Origin of the sequence: Microbacterium sp. zg.Y1084 (genome assembly GCF_024623595.1) — a bacterium.
GTDB classification, from domain to species: Bacteria; Actinomycetota; Actinomycetes; order Actinomycetales; family Microbacteriaceae; genus Microbacterium; species Microbacterium wangruii.
Window position 1 is genome coordinate 142,810 of the sequence record NZ_JANJGV010000004.1, and the last position, 16,093, is coordinate 158,902.

A 16,093-nucleotide genomic window follows, 5' to 3' on the forward strand; every position below is an offset into this window, starting at 1 on the left:
AAGGCCCGGTCAGCTGGCGAGGTCGTAGCGATGTCGCCCGCCGAGACGCCGGGTCTGCGCCGGATCGAGCCACTTCGGTGGGACGAACCACACCTTCGCCCGCGTCCCGACGCCCTCGACCTCGATCCCCCAGCCGTTGTCATGGATGCGATGGTGGCATCCGACGCAGAGGAGGATGCCGTTGCCGAGGTCGGTTGACCCGCCGTCTCGCGCCCACCATCGGATGTGATGGACGACACACCGGGCGGACGGAGCGCCGCACGAGGCGCAGCCACCGTCGCGTTCGCCCAGTGCCAGCTTCTGCGCCGCGGTGAAGAGCCGCTTGGCACGTCCCCAGTCGAGGATCTCGCTGTCGCCGCCGAGGACGCAGGGGATGATCTCCGCGTCGGCTGCGAGCCGTCGGGCGGCGGCTGCGGAGAGCGGCTGGTCGATCCCATCGATGCTCGCGGTGCCCACGCCGTCCGTCAGCGCGTCCAGGTCCATGCGCACGATGACGGTGGTCGTGGGGAGCGTCGGCAGCTGCGTGCACCCGAGCGCGTGACGGCACACGTCGGCCAGGGCATCCGCCTGCATCTGACGCACGCTGCGTCGGTCCTTCTCGGCATCGTCGGCGTGCTCATTGCGGCGGAGGACTCCGGTGACGATCCCCTCGATGGCGGCTTTCACGGGTGCCGCCGTCTCGGCATCGAGCTTCGCCGTCAGCACGACCATCCCGTCCCGCTCCTGGATCACCAGGCTGCGCTCGCCGCGTCGCTCGGTCTCACGCGGCTCGACGCCGTCGGGGTCGAGGTGGGCCTCGGCGCGGGCGAGCAGCGTTCCCAGCTGATCGGGGCGCAGGCCCGGCGCCATTTCGGCGAGCCGCTCTTCCATCGCGTCGAGGACGGCGGCGTCGGCGCGGAGCGACACGCGGTCCAGGAGGGTGATGATCGCGGATGCCGCCCACATGCCGAGCTTCCCCGATGCCACCGCGCCGGCGACGTGCGGGTGCTTGGCCGGGAGGCGCTCGCCGGCGAGCGTCATGCGGGGCGCGGTGGCCTCGCCGACCTGCACCAGGCGCACCGCGTCTGCGGTGGTCGATCCCGTCGTCGCCGAGATCAGCGCTGCGGGAGAGCGGTGACCCTGCTTCTTCGCGAGCGAGTCCTTCCCCAGCTCGGAGCGGGATTGGCGGGCGATCTCGGCGGCCACCGGGGCGAACGCGGCATCCACTCGACGGCGCAGTGCGCCGAAGGCGTCGTTCACCGCGATCAGCTCGCCCGGTGTCAGTGACCCGGGAGGCCGGTCGGCACCTGCGGCGACCAGCAGGTCGAGTGCTGCGGCGATGTCGCGGAGTCCGTTCTCCATGGCACCGAGTATAGTACATATGTACGATAACGAGAAGCGCTGTGCACATCTATCTGCGAGCGGAAGTGCGCCCCCATTCGGCTTTCGCCGCCCCCGGTGTCGGCCAGCAGGCGTAGAGTCTCCTCCGCACCGCGAGGACCGCAGAGGGAGAGGCTGACGGCGTGACCGACTCTGACACCCGCGCTCGCCGCGGCGCAGGACGTGCCACGGGCGCGCCCGCCACCGGCCCCTGGCCGGCCCTGTGGGCGCTGGTGATCGGCTTCTTCATGATCCTCGTGGACACCACGATCGTGTCGGTGGCCAACCCCGCCATCAAGGCGGCGCTGGATCCCGACACGGCGGACCTCGACAACGTCGTGTGGGTCACGAGCGCCTATCTGCTCGCCTACGCCGTGCCGCTGCTGGTGACGGGGCGCCTGGGCGACCGGTTCGGCCCGAAGAGCATCTACCTCGCCGGACTCGCGGTGTTCACCCTCGCCTCGCTCGGCTGCGGACTGTCGCCGACCCTCGGCACGCTCATCGCGTTCCGGGCGCTGCAGGGCATCGGCGCCTCGCTGATGACCCCGCAGACGATGGCTGTGATCACCCGCACCTTCCCCGCCGCCCGGCGGGGCGCGGCGATGGGCCTGTGGGGCGCGACCTCCGGTGTGGCGATGCTGGTGGGTCCGCTCGCCGGCGGCCTGCTCGTGGACGGCCTCGGGTGGGAGTGGATCTTCTTCGTCAATCTGCCCGTGGGCGTGGTCGGGTTCGTGCTCGCGTGGATGCTGGTGCCGAAGCTGCCGACGCACCCGCACCGCTTCGACATGCTGGGCGTGGTGCTCAGCGCCGTCGCCCTGTTCCTCATCGTGTTCGCCCTGCAGGAGGCGGAGCACTACGACTGGGGCGCCATCTGGGGGCCGGTGACGGTGTGGATGCTGCTGGCCGCGGGCCTGGTGGTGCTGGCGCTGTTCGTGGCTCAGCAGGCTCGCACGCGCAGCGAGGCGCTCGTGCCGATGTCGCTGTTCCGGGACCGCAACTTCTCCGTCGCCGGCATCGGCATCACGGCGGTGGGGTTCATGGCGGCGAGCATGTCGCTGCCGTTCATGTTCTTCCTGCAGCTGGCGCGCGGGCTGAGCCCGACCGATGCCGCCCTGCTGCTGGTGCCGACGGCGGTGGCGGCCGGCATCCTCTCCCCGCTGGCGGGACGTCTGCTCGACCGCACCGACCCGCGGTTCCTGCTCGTGCCGGGGATGATCGCGGTGGCATCCGCGCTCGTCTGGTACGCGTCGCTGATGACCCCCGACACCCCGACGTGGATGTTCCTCTTCCCCGCCGCCCTCATGGGGATCGGGCAGTCCGGGCTGTGGGGCCCGCTGGCGACGACCGCGACGCGCAACCTCGACCCCCGCCAGGCGGGTGCCGGCTCGGGCGTCTACAACACGATGCGCACGATCGGCTCGGTGCTGGGATCGGCCGCGATCGCTGCGGTGATGCAGGGGCGTCTGGAGGCCAACCTCCCCGGTATGGCGGGGGCGGGGCTCGGCTCAGGCGCGTTGCCGCCGGAGGCGGCGGCCGGGTTCGCGGCGGCGATGGGGCAGGCGATCCTGCTGCCGGCGGCGGTGCTCCTGCTCGGAGTGGTCGCCGTGCTGTTCCTGCGCCGGCCCGCGCCGGTGCGCGCGCCCGGAGGGACGCCCGCGCCCGCGGAAGCGCCCGCGCCCGCGCAGCGCTAGAGGCGCCCGGTGAACGGCGACGGGGCGGTGTCGGTCGTCAGCCGGAACAGCCGCACCGTGCGCCCCGAGTCCCGCTCGTACTGGCGGTAGCCCGGCCACTGCGCTTCGATCAGCGCCCACGCGGCGTCGCGCTCGTCGTCGGGGATCGGCACGGCGTGCACCCGGTACCGTCGGCCGCGGACGTCGGCTTCGGCATCCGGGTGCGCCCGCAGGTTCGCCGTCCACGCCGGATGCTGCTCCCGCGCGAAGCTCGTTCCCGCGACGATGCCACCGCCGTGCCCGTCGGGCGTGTACATCAACTGCGTCTCGCGCGGCTGCCCGCTCTTCGCGCCGGTCGTGTGCAGCACCAGCGAGGGCACCAGGATGCCGGAGACGATGAGCCGGCCCCCGGTGACCCGCTTCAGCACCCGCTCCGCCACCGGAAGCGCCTTCGGGGCGACCCGGCGGAAGGTGCGGGTGCGCGTCACCGGGGCGAGGGTGCGGCGCAGGGTCCTCACGACGATGTTGGCCATGTCACGAGCATGGCACCGCGCGCCGCCGCGGGGGTGGTGCGCTGCGCGGCGTTGCGAACGGATGCCCGTGCGCGCGCGGCCGATCCGTCGCGGGGCGTCAGTCCTCGACGGCGCGGCGGGCGATGTCCGTGCGGTGGTGCGAGCCCTCCAGGTGGATCCTGCCGAGCGCGTCATAGGCGCGCTCGCGCGCTTCGAAGAAGGTGTTGCCGAGCGCCACGACGTTGAGCACCCGGCCGCCGGTGGCGATGAGCTCGCCGTCATGCCAGGCGGTCGCCGCGTGGGCGAGGTGCACGCCCTCGACGGATGCGGCGTCGTCCAGCCCGGTCAGCACGCGCCCGGTGACCGGGGCGGCGGGGTAGCCCTCGCTGGCGAGCACGACGGTGACGGCGGCCGCTGCGGCGAAGGCCGGTGCCGGCTCGTCCTCGAGGTGACCGGAGGCTGCGGCCATGAGCAGCGACGAGAGAGGCGTGGCCAGCCGCGCGAGCACGACCTGGGTCTCCGGGTCGCCGAAGCGGGCGTTGAACTCGATGACCCTGACGCCCTGTTCGGTGAGGATCAGGCCGGCGTAGAGCAGGCCGATGAAGGGGGTGCCCTCGGCGTCGAGCTGGCGGATCACCGGCTCGGCCACCGTGCGGGTGACCTCCGCGACGAACTCGTCCTCGCCGCCGAACGCGCCCGCCAGCCACGGCAGCGGTGAGTAGGCGCCCATGCCGCCGGTGTTGGGACCGGCGTCGTCGTCGTGTGCGCGCTTGTAGTCCTGTGCCGGTGACAGCGGCACCACGCGGTCGCCGTCGGAGACGAAGAACAGCGACACCTCGGGGCCGGAGAGGAACTCCTCGACGAGCACCGCCCCGTCCGGGAGGTACTCCTCGGCGTGGGCCAGCGCGGCATCGCGGTCGTCGGTGACGATGACGCCCTTGCCTGCGGCCAGGCCGTCGGCCTTCACCACGTGCGGGGCGCCGAGCTCGGTCAGCGCCGCTTCGACCTCCGCTCGCGTGCGGGCGCGCACGGCGCGGCCGGTGGGGACCCCGGCGGCATCCATCACCCGCTTGGCGAACGTCTTCGACCCTTCGAGCTGGGCTGCGGCCTTGCCCGGGCCGAACGCCGGGATGCCGCGCTCGCGCAGCGCGTCGGCCACGCCGGCGACCAGCGGGGCCTCGGGCCCGATGACGACGAGGTCGACCGCGTTCTCGTTCGCGAACGCGGTGACCGCCCCGGCGTCGGTCGGGTCGAGGTCGACGAGTGTCGCGTCGGCGCCGATGCCGGCATTGCCGGGGGCGGCGAACAGCTCGTGCCCGGCGTCTTCGGCGCGCAGGGCGAGGATGATGGCGTGCTCGCGCGCGCCCGAACCGAGGACGAGGATCTTCACCCGGCCAGCCTAGCGAGACACCTCCCTCCCGCTCCGCCTGCCGATTCACGCCGGCGCCGCGCGCGGGTAGCGTGGCGGGATGCCGCGCAAGATCTCCACCGACGCCGGCCGTGCGGCGCTGGCCGCGCTCGCCGCCGCCGATGCCCCCTCCCGCACCGATCGCGCGACGGCGGTGCGCTATCTGCTGCAGCTGCTGGCCGAGAAGGCCCCGGGCAACAGCGTCGAGGTGCGCGTGCCGCCCTTCGGTGCCGTGCAGGTGCTCGAGGGGCCGCGGCACACCCGGGGCACCCCGCCGAACGTCGTCGAGACCGACCCCGACACGTGGGTCGCCCTCGCGACGGGCGCCGAGGCATGGGCGGATGCCGTGACGGCGGGCCGTATCCACGCCTCGGGCACGCGCGCCGACCTGTCTGCGCTGCTGCCGCTGCGCCCCTGATCCCGGCCTGGGTGCCACCGCGCGGTGAGACAATGGAGACATGACCGAGACCGCGCGCCTGCGCCGCACCCCCAAGTTCGCGGTGTTCCTCGGGTTCGGGGCGGCGCTGGGGCTGCTGGCGGCCCTGATCCTCACCTTCGCGTTCGGCGACGGTGGCGAGGTGAGCACCGACACCGGCGTGGTGTACTCCCCGATGCAGGTGTTCGGCTTCCTGGCGCTGTTCGGCGTGCCGATCGGCATCGCGCTGGGCGGCATCGTCGCCCTCGTGTTCGACCGCGTGCTGAGCGCCCGTGCCCGCGACGTGCAGATCGAGCACGAGCACATCCGCACCCAGGACTGACACCGCCGCCCGGGGCCCTCTTCAGGCCAGCTCGGCGATGATCGGGTGGATGGCGGCGTCGAAGGCCACGACATCGCCGCGCAGCCCGTCGGTGACGGCGATCGTGAGCGACCCGATCCACCAGACGCCGCGCTGCGCGAGGGGCAGCACCTGCACATTCAGTTCGAACGAGTGCGCGCGCCGGCCCACCTGCCGTTCGTGCTCGGCGATCGCCCCCGCGTAGGCGCGGTACGACACCCGGGAGCCGGTGCCGGCATCCGCCCGGTACCGCTCCTGCGCGCGTGCCGCGTAGTCCACCGCCGTCTCGGCGTGGGGGAGCATCGCGGTGCGCAGCTCGTCGAACCCCTCGGTGGGCAGCGCCACGAGGATGCCGAAGCCGTCGACGAGGTCCAGCGGCACCGGCGAGGGGTGCGCCAGCGGCTCCACCGTCAGCGCCCAGTACTCGCGCCACTGCCGCTCCAGCGCCGCCTGGCGGTCGTCGTCGCGTGGCGGGGAAAGCGTCGGCAGGTTGCGCAGCGACGGCAGCTCGGCGGGCGAGCGGATGCCGAGGAGCTGACGCACGCCGAGAGCGACGAGAACCGCCTGGCTCGCGTCTTCACGGACCACCCACTCTGGAGCCCCCCCGACCATGCGGCCATTGTAGGCGTGCGCCGTCGCGGCGGGCGGGCCGTTCCCGCGCCCCTCAGGCGGGCGCGACGCGCCGCCCCTCTCGCGCGCCGCTAGGGTTGAGCCGTGGCTTCTGCTCCCCGCGATCCTTATGCCGCCGCCGGTGTCGACACCGCCGCAGGCGACCTGGCCGTCGAACTGATGAAGGCGGCCGTCAAGCGCACCCACGGCCCGGAGGTGCAAGGCGGCGTCGGCGGATTCGCCGGCCTCTTCGACGCCTCGGCGCTCACCGGGTTCACCAAGCCCCTGCTGGCCACCAGCACGGACGGGGTGGGCACCAAGGTCGCCATCGCCCAGGCGATCGACAAGCACGACACCATCGGCATCGACCTCGTGGGCATGGTGGTCGACGACATCGTCGTCGTGGGCGCGAAGCCGCTGTTCATGACCGACTACATCGCGTGCGGCAAGGTCGTGCCCGAGCGCATCGCCGCCATCGTCCAGGGCATCGCGCGCGGGTGCGCCGAGACGGGCACGGCGCTGGTGGGCGGCGAGACCGCTGAGCACCCCGGATTGCTGGGACTGAACGACTACGACGTCGCGGGAGCGGCGACCGGCGTCGTCGAGGCGGACCGCGTGCTGGGCGCCGACCGCGTGCGTGCGGGTGACGTCGTGCTGGCGCTGGCCTCCAGCGGCCTGCACTCCAACGGCTACTCGCTGGTGCGCCACATCGTCGCGGGAGCAGGCATCGGCTACGGGGACAACGCCGCCGATTTCGGCTCCACCTGGGGTGAGGTGCTGCTCGAGCCCACACGGCTGTACACGACGCCGCTGCTGCGCCTCGCGGCGGACTTCGGCGACGCGCTCCACGCGCTCAGCCACGTCACCGGCGGCGGCATCGCGGCCAATCTCGCCCGCGTGCTGCCCGTGGGCACCTGGGTCGACGTCGACCGTGCCAGCTGGAGCCCGCCGCCGGTGTTCCGCGTGCTCGCCGACCTCGGCGACCTCGACCTCACCGAGACCGAGGGCACCTGGAACCTCGGCGTCGGCTTCGTCGCGGTGGTCTCCGCGGAGCGTGCCGATGCGGCCGCCGCTGCGCTGACGGCCGCAGGCATCCCCACGTGGCAGATCGGGGTCGTGCACGACTCCGCCCTGCCTGAGGGGCATTTCGAACAGGGCGCCAAGGGCGTCGAGGGCGGCGCTGTGCGCCTGGTCGGCTCGTACCGCGAGCAGGGAGCGAAGTAACACCCCATGTGCGGAATCGTCGGCGTCGTCGGCCACGCCCTGGTCAATCAGGACATCTACGACTCACTCCTGCTGCTGCAGCACCGAGGGCAGGACTCCACCGGTATCGCGACCGCGGAGCCCAGCGGTGTCGTGCACATGAACAAGCAGCGAGGGATGGTGCGCGAGGCGTTCCGCACCCGCGACATGCGCACCCTGCTCGGGACGATCGGTCTCGGCCACGTGCGGTACGCCACCAAGGGCACCGCCTCCAGCGAGGAGGAGGCCCAGCCGTTCTACGTCAACGCCCCCTACGGCATCGTGCTGGTGCACAACGGCAACCTCACCAACACCCGGGAGCTGTCCGAGGAGCTGTTCCGCACCGACCGGCGCCACCTCAACACCAGCTCCGACACCGAGCTGCTGGTCAATGTGCTGGCCAACGAGCTGCAGCAGACCATCCACGGCGACCGGCTCACCCCCGATGACGTGTTCACCGCCGTCACCCGCGTTCACGGGCGGGTCGAAGGCTCGTACGCGGCGATCGCCCTCATCGCCGGCTACGGCCTGCTGGCCTTCCGCGACCCGTTCGGCATCCGTCCCCTCATCCTCGGGCGCCGGAGCACCGCCGCCGGCGAGGACGAGTGGATCGTCTCGAGCGAATCGCTCGTGCTCGAGAACGGCGACTACGAGGTGGTCCGCGACGTGCGGCCGGGCGAGGCGATCTACATCGACCTCGATGGACGACTCCACTCCCGGGAGTGCGCTGCCGAGACGAAGCTCGCTCCCTGCTCGTTCGAGTACGTCTACCTCGCCCGTCCCGACTCGATCATGAACGGCATCGCGGTGTACGAATCGCGCCTGCGCATGGGGGAGCGGCTGGCCGACACGATCGCCAAGCACACTCCGGAGGGGTCGATCGACGTCGTCATGCCGATCCCGGATTCGGCCCGCCCCGCCGCCATGCAGGTCGCCCGCAAGCTGGGGCTCGAGTATCGCGAAGGCTTCTACAAGAACCGCTACGTCGGCCGGACGTTCATCATGCCGGGTCAGGCCGTGCGCAAGAAGAGTGTGCGACAGAAGCTCAACGCCATGTCGAGCGAGTTCAAGGGCAAGAACGTGCTGCTCATCGACGACTCGATCGTGCGGGGGACGACCTCGAAGGAGATCATCCAGATGGCGCGGGATGCCGGCGCCAAGACGGTCACCTTCGCCTCTGCCGCCCCTCCCGTGCGCTATCCCCACGTGTACGGCATCAACATGCCCTCCCGGCTGGAGCTCGTCGCCCACGGGCGCACGATCCCCGAGATCGCTGAAGAGCTCGGGTGCGACCGCCTCGTCTACCAGGAGGTCGAAGACCTGAAGGCCGCGATCCTGGAGGGGTCGGACCTCGACGACCTCGACATGAGCTGCTTCGACGGCCGCTACGTCACCGGCACGGTCTCGGACGAGTACCTCGCCTGGGTCGAGGACACGCAGGCCTCTTGACGCGCTCCCCGGCGGACGGCCCCTCCTTCCACCCGCCACGATCGGGCGGGGCGCTGGCCGTCGTGGGGATCGTGCTCTTCGCGTTCTCGCTGCGCAGCGCGGTGGCTTCGCTGTCGCCGCTGGTGGGCCTCATCGCGCAGGATTTCCCGCTGCCGGCTGCCGTGCTCGGTCTCATCGGGACCGTGCCGCCGGTGTGCTTCGCGGTGTTCGGTCTGCTCGCGCCGCTGTTCGAGCGTCGCTTCGGGCTGGAGAAGGTGGCGGTGGCGGCGATCTCGGTCGTCGCCCTCGGGCTGGTCACCCGGGGATTCGCGACGGGGTCTCTGACGCTCCTGGTGGCGACGGCGATGGTGTTCGCGGGGGTCGGGGTGGGCAACATCCTGCTGCCACCGCTGGTGAAGAAGTACTTCCCGCGTCGCGTCGGGCTGCTGACCACCGTCTACAGCACCACCATGGCGGTGGCGACGTTCACCCCGCCGCTCGTGGCCGTGCCACTGGCCGATCTGGCCGGGTGGCGGGTGTCGCTGGGTGCGTGGGCGGTCTTCGCCGTGGTGGCGACGCTGCCCTGGGTGCTCATGCTGCGGCGCGCCAGGGACGCAGCGCCCGTTGACGTGCCCGCGCCCACGCCCCGGCTGTTCGCGCGCCTGTGGCGACTGCCTCTGGCCTGGGCGCTGGCGGTCGCCTTCAGCGTGTCGTCGACGCTGGCGTACACGTCGTTCGGCTGGCTGCCGACGATCCTCGTCGACGTGGCCGACGTGACCCCGCGCACGGCCGGGGCGCTGCTGTCGCTGTTCGCCCTCATGGGGCTGCCGGCGTCGTTGATCGTGCCGTTGCTGGTGGCGCGCCTGCGGGCGGAGCGGGTGCTCTTCGCCGTCGCGGTGGTCGCAGGGCTGGCGGGGCTGGGCGGGCTGCTGCTCGCGCCGGCGGCCGCCCCCGTGCTCTGGGTGGCGCTGGTGGGAACCGCGCCGCTGCTGTTCCCCATGATCCTGGTGATGCTGGGGCTGCGCACGCGCAGTCACGAGACCGCCGTGGCCCTGAGCGGCTTCGTGCAGAGCATCGGCTACGCCATCGCCGCGGTCTTCCCGCTGGCGACGGGGCTGCTGCACGACGCCACCGGGTCGTGGACGCTGCCCCTGTGGGTGCTGATGGGCGCGGTCGTCGCCGCGATCCCCGCCGGCTACGTGGTCACGCGGGCGCGCACCATCGAGGACGAGTGGGAGCGCAGGTACGGTGCGTGGTGACCTGCGCTATGCCTTCTCGTCTTCGTATTCGTCTGTGTACTGGTCTGCCCACTTGTCGACGTAGTCGTTCTCGTCGTCGTCCGGGTGACCCAGTTCGCGTTCGAGCGCGGCGTAGTTCACGCTCGGGCTGAACGACTTGAGTTCCCTGGCGATCTTGGTGTGCTTCGCCTTCTGACGGCCACGCCCCATGCGAGACCCCCTCATTTGTCTGAGCCGCGGGCTAAGCGACTGAGCCCGACGTAATCACGATCCGGCAGAACACCGGGAAGAGTAGCATTCAGGATATCACGGAGCCCCGGGCCCGGCCTGAGGGGGAAGGGGCGACGACGCCATGATCGAAGAGTCCGAGACCACACCGCAGCACGCTGTGCTGGTGGGCGCGATCCCGGGGCAGCCGCCGCGGGTGGTGAAAGAGGCCGCGCAGTACGCCAAGCTGCTGGGTGCACCGCTGGTGGTCGTGCATGTCGACGTGACCCGCTTCGTCACCTACGAGGACCCCGACGGCTACGTGCACTCCGCGCCTCTCGACCTGAACATCGCCACCGGCGAGGGGGATCTCGAGGCGGTGACGGATGCCGCCACGGCGGCGTTGAAGGGGCTCGATATGCCTTTCACCGTGCGCCAGCTGGTGGGCGATCCCGCCCTGGCGATGAAGCACCTCGCCGAGCAGACCGATGCGCGACTCATCGTCGTGGGAACCCGTCGGCGCGGCATCGGCGAATCGATCCGCGAGTTCTTCACCGGATCGGTCGCCGCCCGCCTCGCCCACCGTCAGCACCGGCCGATCCTCGTCGTGCCGCTGGACGAACCGGCGCGCGACGACGAGGAGCTGTGGCCGGAGGGCTGATCAGCGCGACAGTGCGCGGGTGACCGCGGCGGCGGTCGCGTCGAGCGCCGTGGTGAGCTCGTCCACCACGGTCGCCGGCAGTGTGCCGCCGCGGGCGACGTGCACGCGCAGTTCGCTGCGCACGCGGGCGCGGAACTCCGTCAGGGCCGTATCGGCTCGGTGCAGCTCCGCGCGACTGCGGGTGCGCTCGTCGTCGACCGGAGCCTGCTTGGCGGTGGTGCGGTCGGTCTGAGCAGCGGCGGCGAGGTCGGCGCGCAGGCTGCGCATGGCCTCCCGCACGCTGCCGCGCACCTCATCGGCGATGAGGCGCACGCTGTCGTCCAGCCCCGCCTCGATGCCCTCGAGGTCGTGGGCCCGCGAGGCCACCTCGGCGCGTCCCGCTTCGGTGATGCGGTAGACCGTCTTGCGGCCATCGGCGTACTTGGTCACCAGGCCCTCCTCCTCCAGCTTCGCCAGACGCGGGTACACGGTCCCGGCGCTGGGGGTATAGGTGCCCCCGGTGCGGTCCGACAGTGCCTGGATCAGGTCGTAGCCGTGGCGAGGCGACTCGTCGAGCAGGTTCAGCAGGTAGAGGCGCAGGTCGCCGTGGGAGAAGACGGGGGGCATCACCACTGCTCCTCGGTCGCGGCCCCGCCATCGGGTCGCGCGTCCGTGACGGGTGCAGCGGCCGCGGCATCCGGTCGCTGCTCCGCGGGAGGCATGGTCGTCACGGCATCCGGCCGGGCCTCGGCGACGGGCGTCGCCGCTTCGGCGGGGGCCACCTCGGCGCGACGCAGCACGGTCACCGCGCCGGAGACGCTGTGCGCGCGCAGGTCGACGAACGAGCCGCTGAGCTCTCCGACCGAGCCGGTGTAGTTCACGCCCACGCCGCTGCCGCCGGAGTGGGTGACCCCGTCGACCATGACCGTGCCGCTGACGCTGCGGATGGCGAAGTTCGCCGGCAGTCCCGGGTCCAGTCGCACGGTGGCCGCTCCGGCGACGGTGTTGATGCTGATCGTGTCGGCCTCGCCGGTGGCATCGATCATCGTCGCCCCCGACACGGTGTCCACATCGGCCTTGCGCAGAGCGCCGGATGCCGCGATGTCACCCGAGACGCTGTTGGCGCTGAGTCCGCCGACGAGGCCCCGGATCTGCGTGTCGCCGGAGACGGCGTTCACCGACACGTCGCCGATCATGCCGTCGACGATGACGTCGCCGGAGACGGTGTTCAGGCGCGCGCCGTTCTGCAGGCCCGCCACGAGGGCGCTGGCGCTCACCACTCCGAGGGTCAGGGCGACGTCGCGCGGAACGGCGATGCTGATCTCCGCCTTGGGGCCGCCGGCGCCGAAGTTGCGGAACGACTGCAGGACGTTGTCCCAGCGCAGCTGTGCGTGGTCGATCTCCAGTGCGTCGCCCGAGGTCTCGATGCGCAGGTCCTTCACGGTGACGCCGTGCACTTCGACGCGCACGCCGGGCTCGTCGTGCCCGATCACGTCGACCTGCCCGCCGACGAGGCCGACCTTGAGGGTGCGTACGCCATCGACGTCGATCACCCGGTTCTCGCCCGGGTGGATGAGCCATTTCTCGAAGGTCATGTTTCTGCTCCTGATGGTGTGATCGAGATATATCGTGTTCGGAAGATAACACGATATATCTCGATGTGGAAGAGAGGGGGCGACGAGTGCCGCTTGACCTTTACGCAACGTCAAGATCTACGGTCGGATGGAAAGACGGGAGCAGGTCATGGAGTGGTCGATCCAGCAGGTCGCTCGGCTGACCGGGACGACGAGCCGCACCCTGCGCCATTACGACGACATCGGGCTGCTGCGGCCGACGCGGGTGGCCGCGAACGGCTACCGCCACTACGACGAAGCGGCACTCGTGCGACTCCAGCGCATTCTGCTGCTGCGCCAGCTCGGCATGGGGCTGGAGCACATCGGCGAGGCGCTCGACCGTGAGCGGTCGCCGGTGGCGGCCCTGCAGGCGCACCTTCACCGGCTCCGGCAGGAGCAGGAGCGCCTGCAACGGCAGGTGGCCGCCGTCGCATCGACCATCGAGACACTGAGAAGAGGGGAGCAGCTCATGGCACAGGACATGTTCGACGGCTTCGACCATGCGAGGTACGAGCAGGAGGTCACCGAGCGGTGGGGGGCGGCCGCCTATCAGCGCAGCGACGCGTGGTGGCGCAGCATGGGCGATGCGGAGCGCGAGAGGTGGCAGCAGGCGACCGCGCGCCTCGGCGCGGACTGGACGGATGCCGCCGCGCGCGGCATCCCCGCGGACTGCGATGAAGCGCAGTCCCTCGCCGCGCGCCATGTCGCATGGCTGACCGGGGTTCCCGGGGCACCGACGGAGCGCGACCGCATCGTCGGGTACGTGACGGGACTCGGGGAGATGTACGTCGCGGATCCCCGCTTCGCAGCGAACTATGGCGGCCAGGCCGGGGCAGAGCTCGTGCGCGACGCGCTGCGCGTGTATGCGCAGCGCGCGCTGTGACCCGCCCGAGACGGCAAGAGGGCCCGGCGCGATGCGCCGGGCCCTCTCACATGGGGTCTTTCGTTACACCCTCTTGTTGCCGCTGATGACGCGGAAGAGGAAGGCGATCAGTGCGATGACACCGACGATCAGTGCGACCCACAGCAGCCAGCTGAGGGCGGTGTTCATGCCACCGACGATGGCGAGCACGATCGCGACGACGATGATGATCAGGAGTGCGATGTTCATGGGGCTCCTTCTTCTGTACTCCCATCACCCGCCGGGGAGCGGGTGTTGGCGCGGTTCAGCGCTCGTCGATCACGCTAGCCATCCTGTGTGTCTGCTTACGACCTCTTGACTCTGCTTCGCGAGGGGTGGTAGAGCGTGCGCGCGCCCGATGTCAACCCCCTGCGCCGTTTTCCTGCACGTTCTAGCGTCGGGAGGACTGCGAGCGAGGAGGCCACGCCATGCCCCAGGGAAGAGGCTCGAACAGCCTGAAGGATCCCGACCTGTACGAGGAGCTGCGCAAGGACGGCGCGTCGAAGGAGAAGGCCGCCCGCGTGTCCAACGCAGCGGCGCGGGACGGCCGCGGCGCGGTGGGCCGTCGCGGCGGGAAGTCGGGCGACTACGAGGACTGGACGGTCGCACAGCTGCGCGTTCGCGCCAAGGAACTCGGCCTCGCCGGATACTCCGGAAAGCGCAAGGCGGAGCTGATCACCATGCTCCGCGACCACTGACCGTGCCGCGTCTGCGACGCGTGCGTCCCGGGGTGGACCCCGGCTTCCGGCGCGTGCGCGCCGGCTCCGGCCATCGCTATCTCGACACCGCCGGTCGCGCGTGCGGCGATGCCGACCGTGAGCGCATCCAGGCGCTGGTGATCCCGCCGGCATGGCGGGACGTGTGGATCAGTGCCGCGCCCAATGGGCATATCCAGGCCGTCGGGGTCGACGACGCCGGACGCACCCAGTACATCTACCACGCGGACTGGGCGCCCAAGCGGGACAAGAACAAGTACGCCCGCGCGCTGCTGCTGGCCGAGGCGCTCCCACGGGCACGTGGGCGGGTGACGGCGTCGCTGCGCCAGGACGGCCTCGACCGCGATCGCGTGCTGGCGGCCGCCTTCCGCCTTCTCGATCAGGCCGCGGTGCGCATCGGCTCGGAGCGGCATCTCGCCCGCACCGGCAACCGAGGGCTCACGACGCTGCAGCGCCGGCACGCGCGAGTGGACGCGCCGGTGATCACGCTCGACTTCCCCGGCAAGAGCGGAAAGCGGCAGGTCATCGAGCTGGAGGACCCGGATCTCGCCGACGTCATCGCGCTCCTGACGGCGGGGCGGCCGACGGCGGCGCTGCTGGCCTGGTCCCGCGGCCGGCGCCGTGTCGCGCTGACTCCCAAAGAGGTGAACGACTACGTGCGATCGCTCACCGGCGGCGACTTCACCGCGAAGGACTTCCGCACCCTGCGGGGCACGATCATCGCCGCCGACACCCTCGCACGCGTGGGGACGGTCGACACCAAGCGCGACCGCAAGCGCGCGGAGGTGCTCGCCGTCCAGCGCGCCGCGAAGGCGCTGGGGAACACGCCGTCGGTCGCGCGAGGGTCGTACATCGACCCGCGCGTGTTCTCGCGGTATCGGTCGGGGCACCTGCTGGACGCGTCGGTCTCGTCGGAGACGGCGATCCGTACGCTGATCCTGCAGACCGTTCCCTAGCCTGAGCCCGTGGCGCGGTTCTCCTGGCTGACCCTGGTCTTCGTGGTGCTCGGCGGCGCCATCGGGGTCGCCGCGCGCGCCGCTCTCGTGCTGCCGTGGGGACCGGCAGCGCACCCCCTCGCCCTTCCGCTGGTGACGGCGGCGATCAACGTCACGGGCTCCTTCGCCCTGGGGTTCGTCGTCGGCCGGCTCGGGCAGAGCCGACCGCGGCTGCGCGCGTTCCTGGGCACCGGGGTGCTCGGAGGATTCACGACCTACAGTGCGTTCGCCGTGCAGACGGTGCAGCTGTTCGGTGCGGCACCGGTGACCGGCATGCTCCTGGCCGCGGTGAGCGTGGCCTGCGGGGTGGCCGCCGCCGCGTGGGGCGTGGTCATCGGCCGGCGTCAGGCCGCGGCGCGCATCACGGAGGTGCCGGCATGAACCTCGCAGAGCTGGGCGTCCTCGCAGCGGCCGGCGGGCTGGGTGCCGGTGTGCGCTACCTGGTGGATGCCGCCGTCATGCGCGGGCGCAGCGACGCCTTCCCCCTCGGCATCCTGCTGGTCAACGTCATCGGGTCCCTTGTTCTGGGCGTGATCGTCGGGGCGGGGGCATCGTTCGCGCCCGTATGGGGCATGGTCGTGGGGGTCGGCCTGCTGGGTGGGTTCACCACCTTCAGCACCGTGAGCGTGGACTCCGCACTGATGGCGCAGCGCGGCCGCCGCGACTGGGCCGTGGTCAACCTGATCGCGACGCTGGGCACCGCCGTCGTCGCCGCGGCGATCGGCATGGTGATCGGTGGCCTGCTGCCACGGTGAGCGGCGCGCCGCGCAGTATGCCGC

Annotated in this window: 20 protein-coding genes; 12 read left to right on the top strand and 8 right to left on the bottom strand. The window is 71.5% G+C overall.

Translation table 11 applies throughout. The annotated features are described in order from the left end of the window. Positions 1-9: 9 nt before the first annotated feature. Positions 10-1,341: an HNH endonuclease signature motif containing protein gene (locus NQ165_RS08800; RefSeq protein ID WP_257532683.1), complete on the bottom strand. Its 1,332-nt coding sequence runs from the start codon at positions 1,339-1,341 to the stop codon at positions 10-12. A gap of 266 nt (positions 1,342-1,607) precedes the next feature. On the opposite strand from NQ165_RS08800, the gene NQ165_RS08805 reads away from it, so the two are divergent. Continuing rightward, a complete protein-coding gene (locus NQ165_RS08805) occupies positions 1,608-3,050 on the top strand; it encodes a DHA2 family efflux MFS transporter permease subunit (protein WP_374940939.1) in 1,443 nt (480 codons plus the stop codon). Here NQ165_RS08805 and NQ165_RS08810 read toward each other — a convergent pair. Both NQ165_RS08810 and purD read right to left on the bottom strand, forming a co-directional pair. Next, positions 3,047-3,562 carry a nitroreductase family deazaflavin-dependent oxidoreductase gene (locus tag NQ165_RS08810; RefSeq protein WP_257532685.1) on the bottom strand — a complete coding sequence of 172 codons (516 nt, stop codon included), beginning with the start codon at positions 3,560-3,562 and terminating at the stop codon, positions 3,047-3,049. The two genes, NQ165_RS08805 and NQ165_RS08810, sit on opposite strands and share 4 nt — an antisense overlap. Positions 3,563-3,659: 97 nt before the next feature. Then, the gene (purD, locus tag NQ165_RS08815; protein ID WP_257532688.1) at positions 3,660-4,931 is read right to left on the bottom strand and encodes a phosphoribosylamine--glycine ligase; all 1,272 of its coding nucleotides are present in this window, start codon (positions 4,929-4,931) and stop codon (positions 3,660-3,662) included. A 79-nt stretch (positions 4,932-5,010) separates the two neighbouring features. On the opposite strand from purD, the gene NQ165_RS08820 reads away from it, so the two are divergent. Next, a complete protein-coding gene (locus NQ165_RS08820) occupies positions 5,011-5,367 on the top strand; it encodes a sterol carrier family protein (RefSeq protein WP_257532689.1) in 357 nt (118 codons plus the stop codon). A 40-nt stretch (positions 5,368-5,407) separates the two neighbouring features. Further along, positions 5,408-5,707 carry a potassium transporter Trk gene (locus NQ165_RS08825; protein ID WP_257532691.1) on the top strand — a complete coding sequence of 100 codons (300 nt, stop codon included), beginning with the start codon at positions 5,408-5,410 and terminating at the stop codon, positions 5,705-5,707. 21 nt (positions 5,708-5,728) lie between these two features. Here the strand turns inward: NQ165_RS08825 and NQ165_RS08830 are convergent, their stop codons facing one another. Further along, positions 5,729-6,337, bottom strand: coding sequence for a zinc-binding alcohol dehydrogenase (locus NQ165_RS08830; protein WP_257532694.1), 609 nt, complete (start codon positions 6,335-6,337; stop codon positions 5,729-5,731). 102 nt (positions 6,338-6,439) lie between these two features. Between NQ165_RS08830 and purM the strand changes: the two genes are divergently transcribed. From purM to NQ165_RS08845, 3 genes are read left to right on the top strand one after another with little or no spacing between them, the layout of a single operon-like run. Beyond that, positions 6,440-7,558 carry a phosphoribosylformylglycinamidine cyclo-ligase gene (gene purM / locus NQ165_RS08835; protein ID WP_257532696.1) on the top strand — a complete coding sequence of 373 codons (1,119 nt, stop codon included), beginning with the start codon at positions 6,440-6,442 and terminating at the stop codon, positions 7,556-7,558. Positions 7,559-7,564: 6 nt separating this feature from the next. Next, entirely contained in the window at positions 7,565-9,025 is a 1,461-nt protein-coding gene (gene purF / locus NQ165_RS08840) for an amidophosphoribosyltransferase (protein WP_257532698.1), read from the top strand. Further along, complete coding sequence (locus NQ165_RS08845; RefSeq protein WP_257532700.1) at positions 9,022-10,263, top strand: MFS transporter; 1,242 nt, start codon at positions 9,022-9,024, stop codon at positions 10,261-10,263. The genes purF and NQ165_RS08845 overlap by 4 nt, the downstream gene beginning before the upstream one ends. A 6-nt stretch (positions 10,264-10,269) precedes the next feature. On the opposite strand, the gene NQ165_RS08850 is transcribed toward NQ165_RS08845, so the two are convergent. Continuing rightward, a complete protein-coding gene (locus NQ165_RS08850) occupies positions 10,270-10,452 on the bottom strand; it encodes a DUF3073 domain-containing protein (protein ID WP_257532703.1) in 183 nt (60 codons plus the stop codon). A 142-nt stretch (positions 10,453-10,594) separates the two neighbouring features. Between NQ165_RS08850 and NQ165_RS08855 the strand changes: the two genes are divergently transcribed. Next, positions 10,595-11,110 (top strand): universal stress protein, encoded by a 516-nt coding sequence (locus NQ165_RS08855; RefSeq protein WP_257532704.1) that lies wholly within the window; start codon positions 10,595-10,597, stop codon positions 11,108-11,110. Here NQ165_RS08855 and NQ165_RS08860 read toward each other — a convergent pair whose 3' ends face one another. Together NQ165_RS08860 and NQ165_RS08865 are read right to left on the bottom strand one after the other, a co-directional pair. Beyond that, positions 11,111-11,716, bottom strand: a complete 606-nt coding sequence (locus tag NQ165_RS08860; RefSeq protein WP_257532706.1) for a PadR family transcriptional regulator — start codon at positions 11,714-11,716, stop codon at positions 11,111-11,113. It lies immediately after the preceding gene. After that, complete coding sequence (locus NQ165_RS08865; RefSeq protein ID WP_257532708.1) at positions 11,716-12,684, bottom strand: DUF4097 domain-containing protein; 969 nt, start codon at positions 12,682-12,684, stop codon at positions 11,716-11,718. The genes NQ165_RS08860 and NQ165_RS08865 overlap by 1 nt, the downstream gene beginning before the upstream one ends. Before the next feature lie 148 nt (positions 12,685-12,832). Between NQ165_RS08865 and NQ165_RS08870 the strand changes: the two genes are divergently transcribed. Then, positions 12,833-13,585, top strand: coding sequence for a MerR family transcriptional regulator (locus NQ165_RS08870; protein WP_257638599.1), 753 nt, complete (start codon positions 12,833-12,835; stop codon positions 13,583-13,585). Between the two features lie 63 nt (positions 13,586-13,648). Here NQ165_RS08870 and NQ165_RS08875 read toward each other — a convergent pair whose 3' ends face one another. After that, entirely contained in the window at positions 13,649-13,813 is a 165-nt protein-coding gene (locus NQ165_RS08875) for a hypothetical protein (RefSeq protein ID WP_257532713.1), read from the bottom strand. A 218-nt stretch (positions 13,814-14,031) separates the two neighbouring features. Here NQ165_RS08875 and NQ165_RS08880 point away from each other — a divergent pair, with 218 nt between their 5' ends. Genes NQ165_RS08880 through NQ165_RS08895 form a run of 4 tightly spaced genes read left to right on the top strand, consistent with a single transcriptional unit; the run spans position 14,032 to position 16,069 of the window. Next, positions 14,032-14,301 (top strand): Rho termination factor N-terminal domain-containing protein, encoded by a 270-nt coding sequence (locus tag NQ165_RS08880; RefSeq protein ID WP_257532715.1) that lies wholly within the window; start codon positions 14,032-14,034, stop codon positions 14,299-14,301. A gap of 2 nt (positions 14,302-14,303) precedes the next feature. Continuing rightward, positions 14,304-15,275, top strand: coding sequence for a DNA topoisomerase IB (locus NQ165_RS08885; RefSeq protein WP_257532717.1), 972 nt, complete (start codon positions 14,304-14,306; stop codon positions 15,273-15,275). 9 nt (positions 15,276-15,284) lie between these two features. Further along, positions 15,285-15,695, top strand: coding sequence for a CrcB family protein (locus tag NQ165_RS08890; RefSeq protein ID WP_257532720.1), 411 nt, complete (start codon positions 15,285-15,287; stop codon positions 15,693-15,695). Next, on the top strand, positions 15,692-16,069 hold the full coding sequence (locus NQ165_RS08895) for a CrcB family protein (RefSeq protein ID WP_257532722.1): 378 nt from the start codon (positions 15,692-15,694) through the stop codon (positions 16,067-16,069). Before NQ165_RS08890 ends, NQ165_RS08895 begins: the two co-directional genes overlap by 4 nt. The last annotated feature ends 24 nt before the right edge of the window (positions 16,070-16,093 follow it).

Coding starts and splice junctions, on each gene's coding strand:
- NQ165_RS08800 (WP_257532683.1), bottom strand. CDS start 1,341: ATGGAGAACGGACTCCGCGACATCGCCGCAGCACTCGACCTGCTGGTC.
- NQ165_RS08805 (WP_374940939.1), top strand. CDS start 1,608: ATGATCCTCGTGGACACCACGATCGTGTCGGTGGCCAACCCCGCCATC.
- NQ165_RS08810 (WP_257532685.1), bottom strand. CDS start 3,562: ATGGCCAACATCGTCGTGAGGACCCTGCGCCGCACCCTCGCCCCGGTG.
- NQ165_RS08820 (WP_257532689.1), top strand. CDS start 5,011: ATGCCGCGCAAGATCTCCACCGACGCCGGCCGTGCGGCGCTGGCCGCG.
- NQ165_RS08825 (WP_257532691.1), top strand. CDS start 5,408: ATGACCGAGACCGCGCGCCTGCGCCGCACCCCCAAGTTCGCGGTGTTC.
- NQ165_RS08830 (WP_257532694.1), bottom strand. CDS start 6,337: ATGGTCGGGGGGGCTCCAGAGTGGGTGGTCCGTGAAGACGCGAGCCAG.
- purF (WP_257532698.1), top strand. CDS start 7,565: ATGTGCGGAATCGTCGGCGTCGTCGGCCACGCCCTGGTCAATCAGGAC.
- NQ165_RS08850 (WP_257532703.1), bottom strand. CDS start 10,452: ATGGGGCGTGGCCGTCAGAAGGCGAAGCACACCAAGATCGCCAGGGAA.
- NQ165_RS08855 (WP_257532704.1), top strand. CDS start 10,595: ATGATCGAAGAGTCCGAGACCACACCGCAGCACGCTGTGCTGGTGGGC.
- NQ165_RS08860 (WP_257532706.1), bottom strand. CDS start 11,716: ATGCCCCCCGTCTTCTCCCACGGCGACCTGCGCCTCTACCTGCTGAAC.
- NQ165_RS08865 (WP_257532708.1), bottom strand. CDS start 12,684: ATGACCTTCGAGAAATGGCTCATCCACCCGGGCGAGAACCGGGTGATC.
- NQ165_RS08870 (WP_257638599.1), top strand. CDS start 12,833: ATGGAGTGGTCGATCCAGCAGGTCGCTCGGCTGACCGGGACGACGAGC.
- NQ165_RS08875 (WP_257532713.1), bottom strand. CDS start 13,813: ATGAACATCGCACTCCTGATCATCATCGTCGTCGCGATCGTGCTCGCC.
- NQ165_RS08880 (WP_257532715.1), top strand. CDS start 14,032: ATGCCCCAGGGAAGAGGCTCGAACAGCCTGAAGGATCCCGACCTGTAC.
- NQ165_RS08895 (WP_257532722.1), top strand. CDS start 15,692: ATGAACCTCGCAGAGCTGGGCGTCCTCGCAGCGGCCGGCGGGCTGGGT.